The sequence below is a fragment of the Streptomyces sp. NPDC002467 genome (genome assembly GCF_042889825.1).
Taxonomy (GTDB): Bacteria; Actinomycetota; Actinomycetes; order Streptomycetales; family Streptomycetaceae; genus Streptomyces.
Window position 1 is genome coordinate 124,550 of sequence record NZ_JBIARJ010000001.1, and the last position, 17,561, is coordinate 142,110.

At 71.3% G+C, this 17,561-nt stretch carries 16 protein-coding genes and 1 tRNA gene; 2 read left to right on the forward strand and 15 right to left on the reverse strand.

What is annotated here, in order from left to right:
- Positions 1–19: 19 nt before the first annotated feature.
- From ACFYYJ_RS00595 to ACFYYJ_RS00645, 11 genes are all read right to left on the reverse strand, one after another.
- Complete coding sequence (locus ACFYYJ_RS00595) at positions 20–4,111, reverse strand: hypothetical protein (RefSeq protein ID WP_389127488.1); 4,092 nt, start codon at positions 4,109–4,111, stop codon at positions 20–22.
- 48 nt (positions 4,112–4,159) lie between these two features.
- A complete protein-coding gene (locus ACFYYJ_RS00600) occupies positions 4,160–4,441 on the reverse strand; it encodes a hypothetical protein (RefSeq protein WP_389127490.1) in 282 nt (93 codons plus the stop codon).
- A gap of 35 nt (positions 4,442–4,476) precedes the next feature.
- Positions 4,477–4,863 carry a P27 family phage terminase small subunit gene (locus tag ACFYYJ_RS00605; protein WP_389127492.1) on the reverse strand — a complete coding sequence of 129 codons (387 nt, stop codon included), beginning with the start codon at positions 4,861–4,863 and terminating at the stop codon, positions 4,477–4,479.
- Between the two features lie 254 nt (positions 4,864–5,117).
- The gene (locus tag ACFYYJ_RS00610; RefSeq protein WP_389127494.1) at positions 5,118–5,714 is read right to left on the reverse strand and encodes a hypothetical protein; all 597 of its coding nucleotides are present in this window, start codon (positions 5,712–5,714) and stop codon (positions 5,118–5,120) included.
- Positions 5,711–5,947, reverse strand: coding sequence for a hypothetical protein (locus tag ACFYYJ_RS00615; RefSeq protein WP_389127496.1), 237 nt, complete (start codon positions 5,945–5,947; stop codon positions 5,711–5,713). The genes ACFYYJ_RS00610 and ACFYYJ_RS00615 overlap by 4 nt, the downstream gene beginning before the upstream one ends.
- Positions 5,923–6,120: a hypothetical protein gene (locus ACFYYJ_RS00620; RefSeq protein ID WP_389127498.1), complete on the reverse strand. Its 198-nt coding sequence runs from the start codon at positions 6,118–6,120 to the stop codon at positions 5,923–5,925. Before ACFYYJ_RS00620 ends, ACFYYJ_RS00615 begins: the two co-directional genes overlap by 25 nt.
- Positions 6,117–6,275, reverse strand: a complete 159-nt coding sequence (locus ACFYYJ_RS00625) for a hypothetical protein (RefSeq protein ID WP_389127500.1) — start codon at positions 6,273–6,275, stop codon at positions 6,117–6,119. Before ACFYYJ_RS00625 ends, ACFYYJ_RS00620 begins: the two co-directional genes overlap by 4 nt.
- Positions 6,272–6,529 carry a hypothetical protein gene (locus tag ACFYYJ_RS00630; protein ID WP_389127502.1) on the reverse strand — a complete coding sequence of 86 codons (258 nt, stop codon included), beginning with the start codon at positions 6,527–6,529 and terminating at the stop codon, positions 6,272–6,274. Before ACFYYJ_RS00630 ends, ACFYYJ_RS00625 begins: the two co-directional genes overlap by 4 nt.
- Before the next feature lie 250 nt (positions 6,530–6,779).
- Positions 6,780–8,147, reverse strand: a complete 1,368-nt coding sequence (locus tag ACFYYJ_RS00635) for a hypothetical protein (RefSeq protein ID WP_389127504.1) — start codon at positions 8,145–8,147, stop codon at positions 6,780–6,782.
- Positions 8,144–8,536, reverse strand: a complete 393-nt coding sequence (locus tag ACFYYJ_RS00640) for a hypothetical protein (protein WP_389127506.1) — start codon at positions 8,534–8,536, stop codon at positions 8,144–8,146. Before ACFYYJ_RS00640 ends, ACFYYJ_RS00635 begins: the two co-directional genes overlap by 4 nt.
- An 80-nt stretch (positions 8,537–8,616) precedes the next feature.
- Positions 8,617–8,820 carry a helix-turn-helix domain-containing protein gene (locus ACFYYJ_RS00645; RefSeq protein ID WP_389127508.1) on the reverse strand — a complete coding sequence of 68 codons (204 nt, stop codon included), beginning with the start codon at positions 8,818–8,820 and terminating at the stop codon, positions 8,617–8,619.
- A 118-nt stretch (positions 8,821–8,938) separates the two neighbouring features.
- Between ACFYYJ_RS00645 and ACFYYJ_RS00650 the strand changes: the two genes are divergently transcribed.
- A complete protein-coding gene (locus tag ACFYYJ_RS00650) occupies positions 8,939–9,394 on the forward strand; it encodes a helix-turn-helix domain-containing protein (RefSeq protein WP_389127509.1) in 456 nt (151 codons plus the stop codon).
- Positions 9,394–10,596 carry a tyrosine-type recombinase/integrase gene (locus ACFYYJ_RS00655; protein ID WP_389127511.1) on the forward strand — a complete coding sequence of 401 codons (1,203 nt, stop codon included), beginning with the start codon at positions 9,394–9,396 and terminating at the stop codon, positions 10,594–10,596. The genes ACFYYJ_RS00650 and ACFYYJ_RS00655 overlap by 1 nt, the downstream gene beginning before the upstream one ends.
- 93 nt (positions 10,597–10,689) lie before the next feature.
- Here the strand turns inward: ACFYYJ_RS00655 and ACFYYJ_RS00660 are convergent.
- The 4 genes from ACFYYJ_RS00660 to tmk form a co-directional block, all read right to left on the reverse strand.
- A tRNA-Thr gene (locus ACFYYJ_RS00660) sits at positions 10,690–10,763 on the reverse strand.
- A 111-nt stretch (positions 10,764–10,874) separates the two neighbouring features.
- The gene (locus ACFYYJ_RS00665) at positions 10,875–12,434 is read right to left on the reverse strand and encodes an alpha/beta hydrolase (RefSeq protein ID WP_385360683.1); all 1,560 of its coding nucleotides are present in this window, start codon (positions 12,432–12,434) and stop codon (positions 10,875–10,877) included.
- Positions 12,435–12,627: 193 nt separating this feature from the next.
- Positions 12,628–13,839 (reverse strand): DNA polymerase III subunit delta', encoded by a 1,212-nt coding sequence (locus tag ACFYYJ_RS00670; RefSeq protein ID WP_385126573.1) that lies wholly within the window; start codon positions 13,837–13,839, stop codon positions 12,628–12,630.
- Positions 13,840–13,926: 87 nt separating this feature from the next.
- A complete protein-coding gene (gene tmk, locus ACFYYJ_RS00675; RefSeq protein WP_389127514.1) occupies positions 13,927–17,157 on the reverse strand; it encodes a dTMP kinase in 3,231 nt (1,076 codons plus the stop codon).
- Positions 17,158–17,561 lie beyond the last annotated feature (404 nt).

Genomic DNA, 17,561 nt, shown 5'->3' on the forward strand with positions numbered 1-17,561 from the left:
ACCAGGCGACCGACCGTCGCTAGCTGATGAACTCCATTCGGCGCTGCATCTCCGCCATCTGCTGTTCGGTCGTCAGCTGGGAGCCGACGAGGGTCCAGTTGTAGGAGCGCTGGTCAGGTGCTGCCCTTCCGCCGCTGGCGGCGGTCAGGCGGTCCAGCTGGCCGGTCGTCAGGACGGGCTCCGGCCGCCCCGTGCCGTTGTAGGCGAGGTTCATGCCAGGCTGTAGGTAACCCCCCGAGTCGAAAGTCCCGAGGGCCGGTGCGAAGCCGTATCGGTCCTGGAAGAGGCTGTTGTTGTAGCCGCGCGCGCGGCTTCCGGTGATGACGCCTTCGCCGCCGCGGGACTCGACGTTCATTCCGGCGAGGGTGCCGGCGGTGTGCCCGACGCCGTTGTTCGTGATGCCGATCATGAAGGGGCTGCGAAGGTTCCGTTTCCATCCGGCCGGGGCCGTGTCTCCCTGGAAGGAGAACGTCGACCACAGTCGGCCCTTCGGGGACTGGCCCAGGATGACCTTCTGGATCCCGGACATGAATCCGGAGCAGTCCCATGAGGGGTCACCGGCGCCGCCCCACTGGTAGGGCAGGCCTGCCTGCGACCGGGCGAAGGCCATCGCCGCGGCTACGGACCCAGACGCCGACCCGCCGCCGATGAGGCCTTCAGCGGCGGCAATGACCTTTTCCTTCAACTTCTTCAGCATCGTGATCGGGAACTGGCTCAGAGCCTGTGCCCATTGCGAGCCGGTCAGGTTGGATCCGATCTGGTCACGGATGAATTTCGTCGCGACGTCCCAGGCCTTGCTCGGGCTGGTCATGAACTCGATGCCGTCCATGAGGGCGCCGCCGATCTGCCGGGCCTTGCCCGACAGCCAGTCGACGACTCCCCCGTCGGCGAACCGAGGGATGCCGACAGCCCCGCCCTTGGCAAACGCGGACCCACCGCGCGCGGCCTGGGCCCGCAGCGCCTCCACCGCCGCATGGCCTCCGGCGCCCTGGACCTCAGCCGCCGTCCATACGTGCTCGCCGTTGGAAAGCAGCGCGGGAATGGAGTCCGAGGTGGCGGTGCCAGCGCCGAAGACGGAGCCGCCGGTGGCGAAGGTCAGGACGCCGAGCTTGCCAGCGCCGGTGAAGTCGGCCACGGCGTTCCAGACTTTTCGGATTCCGTTGTTGTATACCACGTCAATTACGTATTGAACGGGCCGCCTTGTGATGTCCCGCAGGCCATCCCAGATCCGGCTGATGGCACTGATGGCCGTGTCAAAGCTCGAGCGGACGGTGTCGACGCCCCGCGACAGGCTGTCGAATGTGGGCTTGATCCAGTTCTGCCAAACCCACTGAATCGCGGAACCGATGCCGTCCCAAGCGGGCTTGAGGGCGTTGCGCCACAGCCACACCGCCGCATCGCCGACCATGCGGCCACCTGCGACGATGGCGTTGAACGCCGGTTTGAGGGCGTTGTCCCACAGCCATTCCGCGCCGGCGGCGATCAACCTGAAGGTGGGGCCGATCGCCTCCCTCCACAGCCACACGGCAGCATCGCCGATGCCCCGGAAGGCAGGAGCGAAGACGTTCTCCCACAGCCACATCGCAATCGCGGCCAGCGCCTTGAATGCCAGGTACAGCGGCGCGAAGACCAGCGTGAGCAGAACGGTGAGAAGGATGCGCCCTGCCTGCCAGATCCCTTCGAAGGCGGGACGGATCGCGTTCTCCCACAGCCACATCGCGACAGAACCGAGGAACTGGAAGGCGGCGACGATACCCCGCCAGACGCCGTCGATGAATGCCCGGAACCAGTCGAACTTGTTGTACATCAGGACGACCGCGGCGACGACGGCCACGATGCCGAGGATGATCCAGCCCCACGGCCCGGCCATCGAGATGATGTTGAAGGCGGTCATGGCGGCCGACGCGAGCCACATGGCGCCCTGCCACAGCAGCAGCGCGCCGGTCCACAGTCGCGTCGCGATGAAGATGCCGTACATGAGCTGGATGGCTTCGGGGACGTTCGTCGCGATCCACTCCACCCCGGAGAACAGGGCGCCGATCACCTTCAGGACGGGCCCTGAGATGGGCTCCAGGGCCGTCCCGACAGCCAGCAGGCCGCCGACTATGGAGCCGATCGTCTGAGCGACCACAGGGCCCATGCTGGCCGAGTAGGACAGGAACCGTTCGAAGGCCGGCGAGCCCTTCAGGGACGTACCCCATGCGGCGAAGCGGCCGGTGATGGCCTGCATCCGCTCCGAGATGGAGTCCATGTGCGGCAGGAAGGCGTCGATGATGCCCGCCATGCCGACGAAGACGTTGCCGACGGCGACACCCAGGCCGGTGATGGCGGGCCCGACCGAGGCGGCGAAATCCTCCTTGAAGGACTGCCACCAGGGCGACTTGAAGCCGGCCGAGATGCGGTCCTGCAGGCCGCTCACGGCGTCGGCCGCGGCCAGGACGATGGGCGTCAGACCCGGAAGGCTGTTCTTGATGCCCTCCAGCGCGCGGGTGAAGAGCGGCATCACTGCGGGCTGCAGGCTGAGCGACCAGTCCGAGAACGCCGACCGCAGGCCGAGGAACGCGTTCAGCGTGCCGCGGGCCGCCGGCGACAGCTTGTCCAGCTCGGCCTGATACTTCGCCTGCGCCGCCGCAGCGGCCGACACCCCGCTGGCCGCCGACGCGGAAGCCGACGCGATGCTGCGCTGAGCCGACGCGATGGAGTCCGCGGCCTGAGTGGTGACCCGGGCGACGTTCGCCTGAGCCTTCACCACACCGGCCTGGGCGTCCGCGACGGCCCGGCTGCGGTCGGCGACAGTCTGCTGCGACTGGGCAAGCCGGTCCTGGGCCCGCTTCACGACCTCGGTGCCGTCGACCCCGGTCTTCGCCGCGGTCTCCTGCTCCTTGCCCAGCCGCTCGACCTCGGAACGCTGGTCCTTCAGCCGCTGCGTCGCCTGGTCGTAGCCGAGCAGGGCCCGCTGCCGGTCCAGGTCCGTGCTGCTCGCGTCCCGCAGAACCCGGTCCCGCTCGGCCGCCGCCTCCAGCAGGGACAGCTCGGCATCCCGCTGCGACAGTCGCGCGTTCTCGTACCGCGACGCCAGATCCTCCAGCTGCTGCGCGGCCTCACGACGGGCCGAGACCAGGTCCAGCTGGGCTTGCGTCGCATCCTTCTGCGCCGCGGCCAGCTGCCGCTCGGCGTCGCCGACGTTCCGGGACGCCTGCACCACCTGCTCCCGGGCGGAAGCGATCTGCGCGGCAGCGTTGCGCTGGGCGGAGGCGAGGGACTGCTGTGCGCCGGCCATCTGCAGAGCCTTCTGGGCACCCTGGCCAGTCGACGCCGACGCCGCGTCCTGGGCCGCCTTCTGCGCCTGCAGGGTGCGGGTGATGCCCGCGACGGCCGGAGCGGCCACAGCGGCCAGCACACCGAACCCGACACCTGCAGACACTGCGGCAGCGGCGACCGCGCCCAGGCCGGCCGCCGCAACGGGCAGGATCGGCAGCAGCGCGGGGCCGAAGGCAATCGCGGCTGTCGTCAGCAGGTTCATGTTCGCCGCGGCCGTGTGGGTGTCGACGTCGATGTCGACGTCCTGGCCGTCGAGGCGGACCAGTTCGGCGCGGAGGCCCTCGAGCTCGCCTATCGCGGCACGGGTGTTGATGCGGACCGCGATGTCAGGGTGCTGCAGGCCCAGCCGGCGGAGCTCCCGCTCTATCTCGTCGATCTGAGTGCGGGCCGCCGCAGCGTCGACGTCGATGCCGACGCGCTGCCGCGAGAGGGTGGCCAGCTGCTCGCGTAGCGCCCGGATGTCGGCGTCCGCCTCCGCGGTGTCTGCGCCGATCTGAATGTCCGGGAGGGCCCGCACAGCGGCCTCGATCCGGGTGCGGAACGTCCGGCCGAACGCACCGCCAGCGTCGTTGCCCTGGCGCCCTGCTGCGGCAGCCGCCCGCGGCCCGCCCCGGGCGACTCCCTCGACGACGGAGTTCGACACGTGAACGGAGATACGGCGGCCGATGACCCGGCCCATCTCCTCACCCACCTGCGTGGCAGGCGGGACCAGGCCGGTACTCAGTCGGCTGTAGATGCCTTGCGTGTTCGGGATGACGTCGACTTCGACGGATCCCACTGTGATCGCCATGCGGCTACCCCTTCCGGTAGTCCGTGGCGCGGTCCCGGGAAGGTCAGATCAGTGGAGCTTGATGGGGCGGGCCCTGCGGATGCCGGGCACGTAGTTGGGGCCCTGGGGTGGGGAGGGATCCTCCGGCGGCTTCTCCCGGATCGGGGTCGTGTTCACGCTGGTCGTCTGTACGGGTCTGGGGAATTCCGTCCTCGGCTCCGGCAGACCGCCTTGGGCCCACTCCTGGCAGGCCTCCTCCCAGCGGAACCGACCGAAGTAGTGCACCTCGAGCGGGTCCTCGAGGTCACCCGCCCACAACTCGGGGCGGTACGTGGCCAGCCAGTCCGGCATGCCCGCAGGCTGGCCTGTGCGGCGACGGGGGCGACTCATGCCGGCCCCCGCCAACGGGTCAAGGCGGCCTTACGCGCCTGCGCCGACCGGGCCCGCGCGTCGTGTCCCTCGTCCTCCTCGTCGGACAGCTTCAGCGAGCCGAGCAGCCGGGCCACCAGGGCCCGGTGCTGCCGCAGCTCCTGCACGAGAGGGTTCGCGACGTCCTGACCCATCGAACCCTTCACCACGAGCGGGGCGTCCTGTAGCTCGGCGTGCATCCGCTCGATGAGGTCGACCTCCCGACACGCGTCCTCCAGGATCCGCAGCTCATCGGTACGCAGCTCCTGCTCCTCGACGATGTCCTCCCACAGCCGTGCAGCACGCGGGCCAAGGCCGGCCGGGGGGTCCGGCAGGGCCGCAACGGGCGCCGGAAGCACTTCCATGGCCATCTCCTCTCAGTCGAAAAACACAGCGCGATCAGCACGTAGAAGGTCGAGAGCTATACGAGCCCGATCAAAAAGACCAGGTGGGAGGGGGGTATTGCCCCAGGGTGGATCTTGGGTGGCTCCGGACGGACCGAGTGATCCATCCGGAGCCGTCGGCGCTGGTGCGGCATGTGAGGTAGCCGGCCCGCACCATGGGTCTGACGCTCGCCATGACCGATCAAGGTCAGTGCCGTTGACGCCGAGTTCGTGGGTCATGCAGCTGTCGGTGCGTCGCCGTCGAGGGGCAGCGCAGCCAGGGACTCGGGCATGTGGCTGCCCAGCTCGGAGGGTGTGGCGACGCTGTACTCGATGGCCTTCGTCATCCGCCATACGCCGTCGTTGGTGTCGGGCAGGTCGACCATGGCCTGCAGGGTGGCCGTCTCCTCGGGCTTGCCGTCGACGTACTGGTTGAGGAGCTGTGCCCAGTTGGGGTCGCCGGAGTAGTCGGCGGCCTTGGCGGCGATGGCCTTGGCCATGATGCGGTCGCCTTCCCGCTCGGCGCGTCGGAGCGCGTGCTCGGCTGCGGCCGGTGTGTCCAGCTTGGCTGCGCGGTCGTTGGCGTCGCGTCGGGCGATCACGGCGTTCGCGTCGGGGCTGAACCCGTTGGTGCCGAAGAGCTTGCGGTCGAGCTGCTCGCGCTGCCGGCCGATCTGCTGGACCTCCTGCTCGCGCAGCTGGTCGAGAGCGCCGCGGGCTTCGAGGTAGACGCGGGCGATCATCGTCTGCTTGGCGCGTGCGGTGAGGTTGTTCTGGCTGCGGATGTGCTGGACCTTGCGGTCGAGGTTCTCGCGGATCTCGCTGGGGTTCATGACTGGGTCCCTTCGATGATGGAGTGCTGCAGTTGGAGGGCGATGCCTTCGGCGATTCCGACGGCGTCGCATTCGCGGACGGCCTGGCCGAGCCCGAGGAGGGCGTGTTCGGTGACGATGCGGACCTCGTCGTGGGTGAGGACGTCGAGGAGTACGCGGATGCCGTCGTGGTCGTCGCGGAGTGCGTGGATGACGACGGCGAGCCCGGTTAGTCCGAGGTCGTCGGGGGCCATAGCTCCTCCGGGTAGTTGGGGCAGACGGGGACGTGTGCGTCGATGCACGGTCCGGCCGGCGGCTTGTGGAGTCGGGCGCCGCAGCCGCGGGAGCACAGCCGGTACTTGCCGCGCCGGACGGGCGCCTGGCAGGCCGTGCACAGCAGCGGGGCCATCCGGCGGGGGCGGGTCACTGCTGTTCCTTGTTCCAGCGGCGGAGCTTGGCAGCGTGTCGGGCCTGCAGTCCGTGCTGTCGGGCTTCGGCAAGCTCGGCGCGTCGTCGCTTCTTCTGTTCGTCTTTCCGGCGGGCCTGCTCTATCCGCTCGGCCACGATGTCGTTGACGTTCACGACCCCTCCGGCTCTTCATACGGCTCGGGGATGTACGTCGGCTGGTAGACGACCTCGCGGTCCCAGTACGCGAACGACTTGGCGTCGAGGAGGATCGGGGGCGTCTTCCGTCCGCCGCTGACGTAGGGCAGGAGGATCGGGTCTCCGTCCTCGTCGGTGGACGTCGTCCAGGCGATGACCGGGTCCATGACGACGGTGTGGCCGTCGGTCTCGCGGACGTACCAGCCGGGCGCGGCGGTGATGAGGTCTGCCATTCGGTGACTCCTGATCTGTGGTGGCGGTCGAAAGGCGGCAGCAAGGGGGACGGTGGCCGGGGAGGTGGACAAGGGGGACAGGTGGACGGGGGACACGTGTCCCCCACCCCCTGTCGTGCGGTTGCCTACCGCGCGAGTGAAAATTGATGTCCGTTTTTTCATGTATGGAGACGGTTCGAGTTCGACCGCTCACTCTCGACAGGGGGTGGTGGACGGGTGTCCACCTGTCCACCTGTCCCCCTCGCTCTCGTCAGGTCTTGAGGCAGAGGCAGCCGTCTTCCATGAACACCCACCCCTCGGCCTCGGCGCGGTCGACGGCTCGCACCGCATGGGGGCGGTCCCTGCTGGCCAGTGACTTGCGGAAGGCTCCGAACGTCTGGCCGCTCCCCTTGCGGGCGAACTCCCTTGCCCTGATGGCGATCCGCTGGACGGTGTCGTCGTCGTCGTTCTTTGCCTGGTGTGCCCGGAGTTCGGCCTTGAGCTTGGCTTCCTCCTGCTGCTCCTTTGCCGCTTCTGCCTCGCGGTGGGCGCGGGCCAGGAGGGAGTCCCGGACCGCGCAGGAGGCTTCCCACATCACCTCAGCCAGCTCCCAGTCGGCTTCGGCGACCACGTAGCGGCTGTCAAGCAAGGCAAGGAGCGCGGACACCTTCACCTTGATCAGCCCGGCATGCCCGTCCAGCTCGGGGACGCGAAGCTCTCCGCGGTTCCGCAGGACTCGCTCTCGCCAGAGCATCTCCTTGACGCGCTGCGGGAACGTGACGTCGAGCGGGTCCCACCTCGACCTGAGGCAGTCGAGGTCTGGCAGCGGCCCCGGTGAGGCTGGCGGCAGGTCTGGGATTGCCGGGTCCTCGGCCCACCCCCACAGGAAGCGCTGTGGGGTGCCCGTGCTGGAGTCGGCGAGTACCGGCAGGGCTGTGGCGGGCTGGAAGCCGATCAGCAGGCCGAGGCTGTACGTGCCGGCCTCGATGTAGCGGGTCCGCTCCTCAGAGGCGTTGGTCTGCCCCAAGGTCTCCCCGACGGCCGCCCGCCGGAGCGTCTCGCCGAGGGTCGAGCCGCTGCGTTCGCCGAGCTTGGCGAGGATCTGGCCCTCATCGATGTAGAAGAACGCGTTGTGACGCACCTGCTTGCGAACGCGCCGCATGACGGGCGTCTCGGCGCCGCCCCTGCTGCGGCGTACCTCCCCGGTCTCTTCCTCGACCGTACCCATGAAGGCCTCGGCGATCCCTTCACCCGAGCCGACCGGTAGGCCGTCGCGGAACTCCGGGTCCTTCGAGGGGAGCAGGCCGCGGTTCAGGCTGGCCCCGGTCGACTTCCCGGCGCCGGGACCGCCCACGGTCGCCACGAACAGGTTCAGGGAGGCCCTTCCCCCGATTCCGGAGAACGCCTGGATGCTGTGCGGCAGCATCCCGGACAGCCGGGCCAGGCAGCTGTGCATGAGCACGTCCCCCGAGCAGCCGGCGGCGTGGGCGTAGCTGCGAATGTGCTTCAGGACCGGCCTTGCAGACCAGAAGTCCTCCGGAAGGAGTCCGTCAGGTCTGGTCGGCACGACGGTGAGTCGCGGTTCTTCGGGAGGATCGTCCTGGAGGAGGTCGCCCTCCCACATGTCGGCATGGGTCACGCAGCCATCCCCCTTTCGTCTGCGTAGGTGAGGTAGCGGCCGTTACCGCCGGGGATGCGGATGGGGGGCCATCCGGGGGTGGCCTGCAGTACGTGCGGCGGCCTGGCCTTGCGGAGCTCAGCGAGTTCGGCGGCCGTCCTGCCTTCGGCGGAGAACCGGCGGCCTGCGACGTCGCAGAGCCACCGGAGCAGCTCCTCTTCGTCGCCGTACTTGCGCCACTTCTCGGCGGCGTCGAGCGCGCCGGCAAGGCGCCGGGGGTCGTCGGGGCGGAGGGCCCGCCAGGCTTTGCTGCCGTAGGGCGGGAACTCGTCGGCGTAGAACGCGGTGCGGGCCTCGGTCCACAGAGCGACGAACTCGTCGGGGGTGATGTGCAGGCCGTCCTGTGGCAAGCTGGTCGCAGTCGACCCGCCAGCCGCGGAGACTTTCAGAGGAGGGCCGGGGTCCAGCCGGCCCTTCTTTGCGTTCCGGTTCATGCTGCGGCGCCCCCGCTCACGGTGCGCTCGTCGAGCCACCGCTCGATCGCGCTGCGCTTGTACCTGATGCGGCCCCCCTTGCCGGGGCTCGTCTTGATGTAGGCCGGGCCGGTGCCCGTCCACCGCCAGTTCGCCAGCGTCTGCGGACTGAACCCGTACTCGGCGTGGACCTGGGTCGGCTTCAGCAGGTCGTCGGTCACTTCACACCTCAGATGAGTTGTTTTTGCACTCGACTGGAGCGACAATCGCCCCATGACAGTGACAGTAGCAGACGACATGAGGCTGTTGAAGATTGAGCCGAGTCGTAAACTCGCAGCCATGACCACTCAGCCGCGCCCCCGCCAGCAAGTCACCGACCCCACCGGCCGCCACGTGGCCGCGAACGTGCGACGCATCCGCGAAGCGCGCGGCTGGTCTACCTACGATCTCTCTCGAGCTCTGGACGCCGCCGGCCGACCTATCGCGCCGTCGGCGATCGCCAAGGTGGAGCGGGCGGAACGGCGCGTCGACATCGGCGACTTGACTGCCCTTGCGGCAGTACTGCGTGTCAACCCGTCGGCTCTGCTGCTCCCCCCGACCGACAGTGCAGCCGACCGGGTGGAAATCACGGGCGTGGGCACGGTGGGGGCAGACGCCGCCTGGGACTGGATGGACGGCGAGATGCCCATCGAGCGCGTCCAGCCGGGCGACCCTTCTGGGATCCTCCTGCAGTTCGAGGTCTACGCACGGCCGTCGGGCCGGCGCAGGCAGCTGTACCCCAACGAGGAGGCCTGATGGCACGTGTCTGGATCGAAGACCGCGAGAATCACGCCGACTACCGGGCCGCCTACGAGAAGTGGCAGGCCGCAAAGCGCGAGGGAAGCAAGCGGCAGCCGCCCGGCCGGTGGCGGGTTCGCTGGTACGGGCCGGACGGGAAGCCGAAGGCTCTGACGTTCCAGAAGCTGCCGCAGGCCGAGGCTGAGGTGCACGCCCTGACGGCCAAGCTGGACAAGGGTTCGTACCGCGATCCGAAGTCTGGGAAGGCCGCGGTCAAGGTCGTGGCCGAGGAGTGGTTCGCGTCGAAGCGGAAGATCGGCCGGACCACCCGACATGACTACCGGGAGATCCTCGATACCTACGTCATCCCCAAGTGGGGCGACTGGCAGGTCGCGGCGATCCAGTGGGAGGACGTCTCCGAGTGGCTGACTGACCTCTGCACGAAGCCGGGGAAGTCAGGCAAGATCCTCGGTCCCGCCCGGATCATCAAGACGTACCGCGTGCTGTCGATGACGATGAAGCACGCGGTGTTCTCGAAGCGGATCTCGACGAGCCCCTGCCACGACCACGACCTGCCGCGGCCGGACGACGACGAGGAACACGTCTACCTCACCTACGACCAGCTCGAGCGGCTGGCCGATGCGGCCGGCGAGTACCGCCTCCTGATCCTCACTCTCGGGTACTGCGGGATCCGCTGGGCGGAGGCGTCCGCGGTGAAGGTGGGCCGGCTGCAGGTACCGCAGCGGCGGATCCGGATCGTGCAGAACTACACGGACGTGAGGGGGGAGCTGGCCCTGGGGCCCGTGAAGAACCACGAGAAGCGGTCCGTACCCCTTCCCCGGTCGTTCGCCGACGAGTTGGGCACGCTCGCCCGCGGGCGCGGCCAGGGCGATCTGCTGTTCACGGCGCCGGAGGGCGGGCCGCTGCGGTACAACAACTTCCGGAACCGGGTCTTCGACCCTGCGGTCAAGGAAGCCGGCCTAGGTGGCATGGGGGTGACGCCCCACAAGCTGCGGCACACAGCTGCCTCGCTGGCCATCGCGGCCAGCGCGGATGTGAAGGTCGTTCAGCTGATGCTCGGCCACAAGGACGCAGCCATGACGCTGAACGTGTACGGGCACCTGTTCCCCGACCGGCTGGACGAGGTGGCTGACGCGCTCGACGTAGGCCGAAAGGTCGCACTGGCGTTGCGAGATGCGCCGCTCACCCCGGCTGCGTGATCAAAGCAGGGTGTACTAAATGCGTATGGGCCCCCGGGATGATCTTCCGGGGGCCCATCGCTGTGTGGCCTCTGACCTGCCACTATCCATCTGAGCCGCCTTCGGGATTCGAACCCGAGACCTACGCATTACGAGTGCGTTGCTCTGGCCAACTGAGCTAAGGCGGCACCGCTGGTTAGACAAGTGTTCCCTCGAAGAGGGGCTCTCATCAGCAGCGGCGCCAAGTCTACAGGGTCAGGAGGGGTGCCCCGAACCGGGTTGTCGTGGGGTGGGGCGGGTCAGCATTTTTTGCCGTTCGTCGGGGGCTTGCCCTCGAGGAGGTACGTGTTGATCGCGGTGTCGATGCAGTCGCTGCCGCGGCCGTACGCCGTGTGGCCGTCGCCGTCGTACGTGAGGAGCGTGCCCGAGTCGAGCTGCTCCGCCAGGGCCTGCGCCCACTTGTACGGGGTCGCCGGGTCGCGGATGGTGCCCACGACCACGATCGGCGGGGCGCCCTTCGCCGCCAGCCGCTTCGCCGTGCCCGTGGCCTTCACCGGCCAGTACGCGCAGTTCAGGGAAGCCCAGGCCAGGCCGGCGCCGAAGACCGGGGAGGCCTTCTCGAAGGACGGGAGGGCGGCGTCCACGGCCTCCGGGCCGCTGAAGGCCGCCGGCTGGTCGAGACAGTTGACGGCGGCGTTCGCGAACATCAGGTTGGCGTACTTGCCGTTCGGCTCGCGCTCGTAGTAGCTGTCGGCGAGGGCCAGCAGGCCCGCGCCGTCGCCGTTCATGGCGGCGGTCAGCGACTCCCGCAGCTGCGGCCAGGCGCTCTCGTCGTACAGCGCCGCGATCACCCCGGTCGTCGCCAGGGACTCGCCCAGCGGGCGGGACGCGTCACCGGTGGGGGCCGGCTGGGCGTCGACCTTGCGGAAGAACTCCTTCAGGCGCTCGGCCATCGCCGCCACGTCACCCTTGCCGAGCGGACAGTCCGGCTGCTTCGCGCAGTCCTTGGCGAAGGAGGCGAAGGCCGTCTCGAAGCCCGCCGTCTGGTCCCGGTTGAGGTCCAGCGCGTTGCGGGAAGGGTCCATCGCGCCGTCCAGGACCAGCCGGCCGACCCGGTCCGGGAAGAGGTCCGCGTACGTCGCCCCCAGGAAGGTGCCGTACGAGGCCCCGACGTAATTGAGCTTCTCGTCGCCGAGCACCCCGCGCAGCAGGTCCATGTCCCGGGCGGCCTCCACGGTGGAGACGTGCGGCAGGACCCGCTGCGAACGCTTCTCGCAGCCCGCCGCGAACTCCTTGAAGGCCGTCACCAGCGCGGCACGCTCCGCCGGGGTGTCGGGCGTCTGGTCCACCTGGGTGTACTTGTCCATCTCGGGACCGGTCAGGCACTCGACGGGGCTGCTGCGGTCCACCCCGCGCGGGTCGAAGGAGACCATGTCGTACCGCGCGCGGACCGGCGCGGGATAGCCGATGCCCGCGTACGCCTGGAGGTAGCCGATGCCGGAGCCACCCGGGCCGCCCGGGTTGACCACCAGGGAGCCGAGCCGCTTGCCCGGGCCGGTGGCCTTGCGGCGGGCCACGGCGATGTCGACGTCCTGGCCCGAGCCGGCGTTCGCGTAGTCCAGCGGGGCCTTCATGGTGGCGCACTGGAATCCGGGGACACCGCACTCCCGCCAGTTCAACTTCTGCTCGTAGTACGGGCGCAGCGCGGCCTCGTCGACGGACGGGCGGGCGGCGGAGGGCCCGGTGGACGACGCGGCGGCCCGCTGTCCTCCCGACCCGCCCGAGGTGCACCCGGAGAGGAGCAGCCCGGCGGCTGCGATCACGGTTCCGGTCGTACGCAGCAGGCGACTGGTGTCCATTCCAGGAGCCTACGGCCTGCCGGCCAAGGCCATCGGGTGCCGTCGGGTGTCCCTGCACCCGTCGGCCGCGCGCCTTCCGGGGCCTGGAGCGGTCGGGACACGGGCTGAGCCGCTCCCGGCGCCGGCGCCCGGTCCCCCCGTACGGGTGAAGCGGTCGCCCTCCCCGATCGCCCTCCCCGATCGGCCTCCCCAGTCAGCCCGCGCGCAGGGCCATCGTCATCGCCTCGACCGCGAGGAGCGGGGCCACGTTCCGATCGAGGGCGTCCCCGCAGGCGATGATCGCCTCGATCCGGCGCAGGGTCCGCTCCGGGCCGGAGGCGCGGGCGACGCGCTCCAGGTCCTGCCGTATGTCCTCATTGGCGATGGCGAGGTCGGAGCCCAGCTGGAGGGCCAGGACGTCGCGGTAGAAGCCGGTCAGGTCGGAGAGGGCCACGTCGAGGCTGTTGCGCTGGGTGCGGGTCCGGCGCCGCTTCTGGTTGTCCTCCAGCTCCTTCATGACACCGGCCGTGCCGCGCGGCATCCGTCCGCCCGTCCCGGCGGCGGCGCCCAGGGCGGCCCGGAGCTCCTCGGTCTCCTTGGTGTCGACCTCCTCGGCCACCAGCTTGGCGTCCTCGGCGGCCGCGTCCACGAGTTCCTGGGCGGCCTTCAGGCAGGCACCGACGTCGTCCACGCGGAGCGGGAGCTTCAGGATCGTCGCCCTGCGCGCTCTGGCTCCTTCGTCGGTGGCGAGCCGGCGGGCCCGGTCGACGTGCCCCTGGGTGGCCCGGGCGGCGGCCAGGGCCACCGGCGGCTCGATGCCGTCCCGCCGCACCAGCACGTCGGCGACGGCCGCGACCGAGGGGGTGCTGAGGTTGAGGTGGCGGCAGCGGGAGCGGATGGTGGGCAGCACGTCCTCCACGGAGGGCGAGCACAGAAGCCAGACCGTCCGGGGCGCCGGCTCCTCCACGGCCTTGAGGACCGCGTTGGCGGACTTCTCGTTCAGCCGCTCGGCGTCCTCGACCAGGATGACCTGCCAGCGGCCCGTGGCCGGGGACGTGTAGGACTTGCGGACGGTGTCCCGCATGGCGTCGACGAGGATCTGGCTGCCGACCGCGACGACGGTGGAGACGTCCGCGTGCGTGCCGACCATCGTGGTGTGGCAGCCGTCGCAGAACCCGCAGCCCGGTTCGCCGCCGAGGGCGCGGTCCGGGCTGGTGCACTGCAGGGCCGCCGCGAAGGCGCGGGCGGCGGTGGCCCGCCCCGAGCCGGGCGGCCCGGTGAACAGCCAGGCGTGGGTCATCTTGGAGGCCGCGGGCGGCGCGGTCCCCTCGGCGGCGGCCGTGACCTGGGCGTCGGCATCACGGGCGGCGGCGGTGAGCTGTGCCCGGACCCGCTCCTGTCCCACCAGGTCGTCCCATACGGGCATCCCGCCCACCACCTTTCACTTCACTCTCCGTGCACCCATTGTGGCGCGCGGCACTGACAATCCGGCACCGCCCGGGGACGGCCCGGGTCAGCGGCGACGGCCCGGGCCGCGGCCGTCCTCGTCGTCGTCCCGGTGCGGGCCGAGCAGTTCGTCCGCGAGCGTCGGCAGGTCGTCCAGCGGGGTCTCCTCGGCCCAGTCCGAGCGCGGCCGGCGAGCGCGGCCGGCGTCGTCGAGGACGGGGATCTCCCGCGTCCGGTCGTTCGCCGAATCCCGGAAGATGCCCGGCGGCACCCGGTCGGCCGGGTTCTGCTCGGGGCGCTGGGCCGTCGGCCGGGTGGCGGAGTGGGCCGCCGTGCCGCCCTTGGCCTGCTCGGCCCGCGGCGGGGTGGCCGCGCCGGAGGGACGTACGGGCGGCAGTACGGCCGTCTCGTCGGTCGCCCGGACCGGCGGCAGCACCGCGGTCTCCGCCGCGTCCGCGGGGGCGGCGTCGGCAGCGGGGGCCGAGGGGTCGACCTTCGGCACCGGCACGGTCTGCGTCACGTCGTCCGGCCGCACGACCCGCCGGTCCGGCTGGACCATCGGGGTCTCGACCGTCACCGCGTCGTCCGGGTGCGGCTCCTTGGTCATGCCGACCTTGGGCGCGGGGGCCTCGGGGGCCGCAGGGGCCGCGGGCGTCGACGGGGCGGCCGCGGCCTCCGCAGCCGAAGCCGCCGCAGCGGCAGCCGCCTCGGCCGCAGCCGCGGCCTTCGCGGCCTCGGCCAGCCTGCGGGCCTCCTCCGCCTTCAGCAGGGCTTCCTCCGCCCGCCGCTGCTTCTCCAGCCGGCGTTCCTCGGCCTCGGCCCGCAGCCGGGCCTCCTCCTCGGCCTGCCTGCGCAGCCGCTCCGCCTCCGCGGCACGGGCCTTCTCCTCGGCCTCGACGCGCAGACGCTCGACCTCGGCCCGGGCGCGGGCCTCCTCCTCGGCGCGCAGCCGCTCCTCCTCCGCCTTGCGGGCGGCCTCCGCCTCGGCCTTGATCCGGGCTTCCTCCGCCTCGCGGGCGAGCCTGGCCTCCTCCTCGGCCTTCAGCCGGGCTTCCTCCGCCTTGCGCGCGGCCTCTTCCTCGGCCTTGCGGCGGGCCTCCTCCTCGGCGAGGCGGCGGGCCTCGGCCTGGGCGGCCACCTCGGCCTCCGAGAGCGGCAGCATCCGGTCCAGGCGGTGGCGTACGACGGTGGTCACCGAAGCGGGGTCCTGGCCGGCGTCCACCACCAGGTACCGCCCGGGGTCGGCCGCCGCGAGCGTCAGGAACCCGGCCCGCACCCGCTGGTGGAACTCCGCCGGCTCCGACTCCAGCCGGTCCGGCGCCTCGGTGAACCGTTCCCGCGCCGTCTCCGGCGACACGTCCAGCAGCACGGTCAGGTTCGGGACCAGCCCGCCGGTGGCCCAGCGCGAGATCCGGGCGATCTCCGTCGGCGACAGGTCGCGCCCGGCGCCCTGGTAGGCCACCGAGGAGTCGATGTAGCGGTCCGTGATGACGACGGCGCCGCGCTCCAGGGCGGGGCGCACGACGGTGTCCACGTGTTCCGCCCGGTCGGCGGCGTACAGCAGCGCCTCGGCGCGGTTCGACAGGCCGGCCGACGAGACGTCCAGCAGGATCGAACGGAGTCGCTTGCCGACGGGGGTGGCCCCCGGCTCGCGGGTCACCACGACCTCGTGGCCCTTGCCCCGTATCCAGTCGGCCAGCGCCTCCACCTGGGTGGACTTGCCGGCCCCGTCGCCGCCCTCCAGGGCGATGAAGAAGCCGGTGGCGGACGCTGCCTGTACGGGCTCCCCGCCGCGCAGCGCCTCGCGCAGGTCGCGGCGCAGGGGAACTCCGCTGCGGTCGTCGGCCTTGGTGAGCACGACCACGGCGACGGGCAGCAGCAGGGCTCCGACCAGCATCAGGGTGAAGGCGGCCCCGCCGTGGGCGAAGACGATCTCACCGGCGGTGAGCCGGTGCGGGCCGATCACCGCGGCCAGCGCCGGGGCCAGGACGGCGCCGAGGGCCACCGCCACCCGTACGACCGCCTGGAGGTGCTCGGTGACCCGGGCCCGGCGGAACTCCTCGGTCTCCTGGTCCAGCAGCGTGTGCCCGGTGTTGGCGGCGACGCCCGCGGCGAGGCCGGCGAGCAGCGACAGGAAGATCACGGTCGCGGTGTCCGGGACGAGGCCGGTCAGCAGCAGCGCGAGCCCGGTCACCGCTATGGCGAGGGCCAGCAGGCGACGGCGCGACAGCGCGGGCAGCACCTTGCCGGCCTGGGTGGCGCGGATCCCGGCGGCGGTGCCGCCGAGCAGCGCGAGCACCAGCAGCGCGAAGGTGACCGGTCCACCGCCCAGGTCGAAGGCGTGCAGTACGGCGACCGCGGCGGCGCAGGACACCGCTCCGGCGACGGCGGCCGAGGCCAGGACGAGCAGCGGGATCGCTCCCGTACGCCCCTTCTCCGGGCGGTCCCCCGCCTTGGGCGTGCGCAGCCCCTCCAGCGGGGACCGCGGCCGCGGGGTCTTCGTGCCGGGCAGCACCAGCGGGAGCAGCAGCGAGACCGACGCGGCGAAGAGGCCGGAGGCCACGTACGAGCCGAGCGCGGCCTGGTTCTCCGCGAACCAGTCCACGCCGAGACCGAGGGCCTCGCCGACCAGGGTCGCGGCGAGCAGCACGGCCGCGGCGGCCGGGAGCGCCGCGAAGGCCGTACGAAGGGTCAGGCGCCGCAGTGCGTCGAGGTGGTCCGGGAGCGGCCGTACGGTCGCCCCCTCCGGCGGCGGCGCGGGCAGCAGTGCGGGGGCGGCGCTGTCCTTGGCCAGGCCCCACAGCCGCTCGGCGGCACCGGACACGAAGACGGTGGCCAGCAGCGCGGTGAGCGCCTGCGCCGGGATCCAGTCGAGCCACAGCGGGGCGACGACGAAGAGCGCGACCCGCACACCGTCCGCGCCGATCATCGTCCAGCGTCGGTCCAGCTTGCCGCCGGGGGCGACGAGCGCGGAGAGCGGGCCGAGGAGTACCGCGCCGAAGAGCAGGGTGGCGAGGATCCGCACGCCGAAGACGGCGGCGACGGCGAGGGCGGCGCCGCGGTACCCGTCACCGAAGGCACCTTCCTGCACGGCCGCCTGGAGTGCGAGCAGCACCAGCACCAGCAAAGCGAGCGCATCACCGATGCCGCTCACCAGCTGGGCGCTCCAGAGCCGGCGCAGCCTGGGGGTGCGCAGGAGTGCGCGCACCGCCCGCTCGCGGGAATCCGCGGCTAGGGCTTCGTCGTAGGTGGGGTTCGCGTCGGCGGTCACGACCGTTGGCTGCTCGGCTCGCGTCATCCGCCCAGCCTATCCGCTGCGCTTGGCCGCTGCGGAGGCCTGTGGACAAGGTCCGGTGTGACCCCGCACCCACCTCCGGGCACCGGCTGCCGTGCTGCCCTCATGGGTGTCGGCTTCCTGGCCCGGGGCGGCTGCCGTCGGGGTCGGGTGTGCGGCGGGGCGCCCCCGCGGGCGTCGAACGAAACCCGCTCGTGTTGCCGGTGCCGCACCCCGTTCGACGCCCGAGGAGGTGCCCCGCCGCGCGCCCGGCCCCGACGGCCCACCCTGCGGCCCGGCCTCGCCGGGGTGCCGCTGCGCGGAGCCGGTCCCCTACCCGCCCTTCCACCGTTCCCCGGGCTCCGCCCGGACCCGTCCTGGGGCTCCGCCCCAGACCCCGCGCCTCAAACGCCGGCGAGGCTGGGATT

What these genes read in the sequence shown, in the direction of transcription:
- tmk (WP_389127514.1), bottom strand. Translation starts at nt 17,157, where the DNA reads ATGACGCGAGCCGAGCAGCCAACGGTCGTGACCGCCGACGCGAACCCC.
- ACFYYJ_RS00615 (WP_389127496.1), bottom strand. Translation starts at nt 5,947, where the DNA reads ATGGCCCCCGACGACCTCGGACTAACCGGGCTCGCCGTCGTCATCCAC.
- ACFYYJ_RS00650 (WP_389127509.1), top strand. Translation starts at nt 8,939, where the DNA reads ATGACCACTCAGCCGCGCCCCCGCCAGCAAGTCACCGACCCCACCGGC.
- ACFYYJ_RS00670 (WP_385126573.1), bottom strand. Translation starts at nt 13,839, where the DNA reads ATGCCCGTATGGGACGACCTGGTGGGACAGGAGCGGGTCCGGGCACAG.
- ACFYYJ_RS00665 (WP_385360683.1), bottom strand. Translation starts at nt 12,434, where the DNA reads ATGGACACCAGTCGCCTGCTGCGTACGACCGGAACCGTGATCGCAGCC.
- ACFYYJ_RS00605 (WP_389127492.1), bottom strand. Translation starts at nt 4,863, where the DNA reads ATGGAAGTGCTTCCGGCGCCCGTTGCGGCCCTGCCGGACCCCCCGGCC.
- ACFYYJ_RS00655 (WP_389127511.1), top strand. Translation starts at nt 9,394, where the DNA reads ATGGCACGTGTCTGGATCGAAGACCGCGAGAATCACGCCGACTACCGG.
- ACFYYJ_RS00610 (WP_389127494.1), bottom strand. Translation starts at nt 5,714, where the DNA reads ATGAACCCCAGCGAGATCCGCGAGAACCTCGACCGCAAGGTCCAGCAC.
- ACFYYJ_RS00630 (WP_389127502.1), bottom strand. Translation starts at nt 6,529, where the DNA reads ATGGCAGACCTCATCACCGCCGCGCCCGGCTGGTACGTCCGCGAGACC.
- ACFYYJ_RS00595 (WP_389127488.1), bottom strand. Translation starts at nt 4,111, where the DNA reads ATGGCGATCACAGTGGGATCCGTCGAAGTCGACGTCATCCCGAACACG.
- ACFYYJ_RS00600 (WP_389127490.1), bottom strand. Translation starts at nt 4,441, where the DNA reads ATGCCGGACTGGCTGGCCACGTACCGCCCCGAGTTGTGGGCGGGTGAC.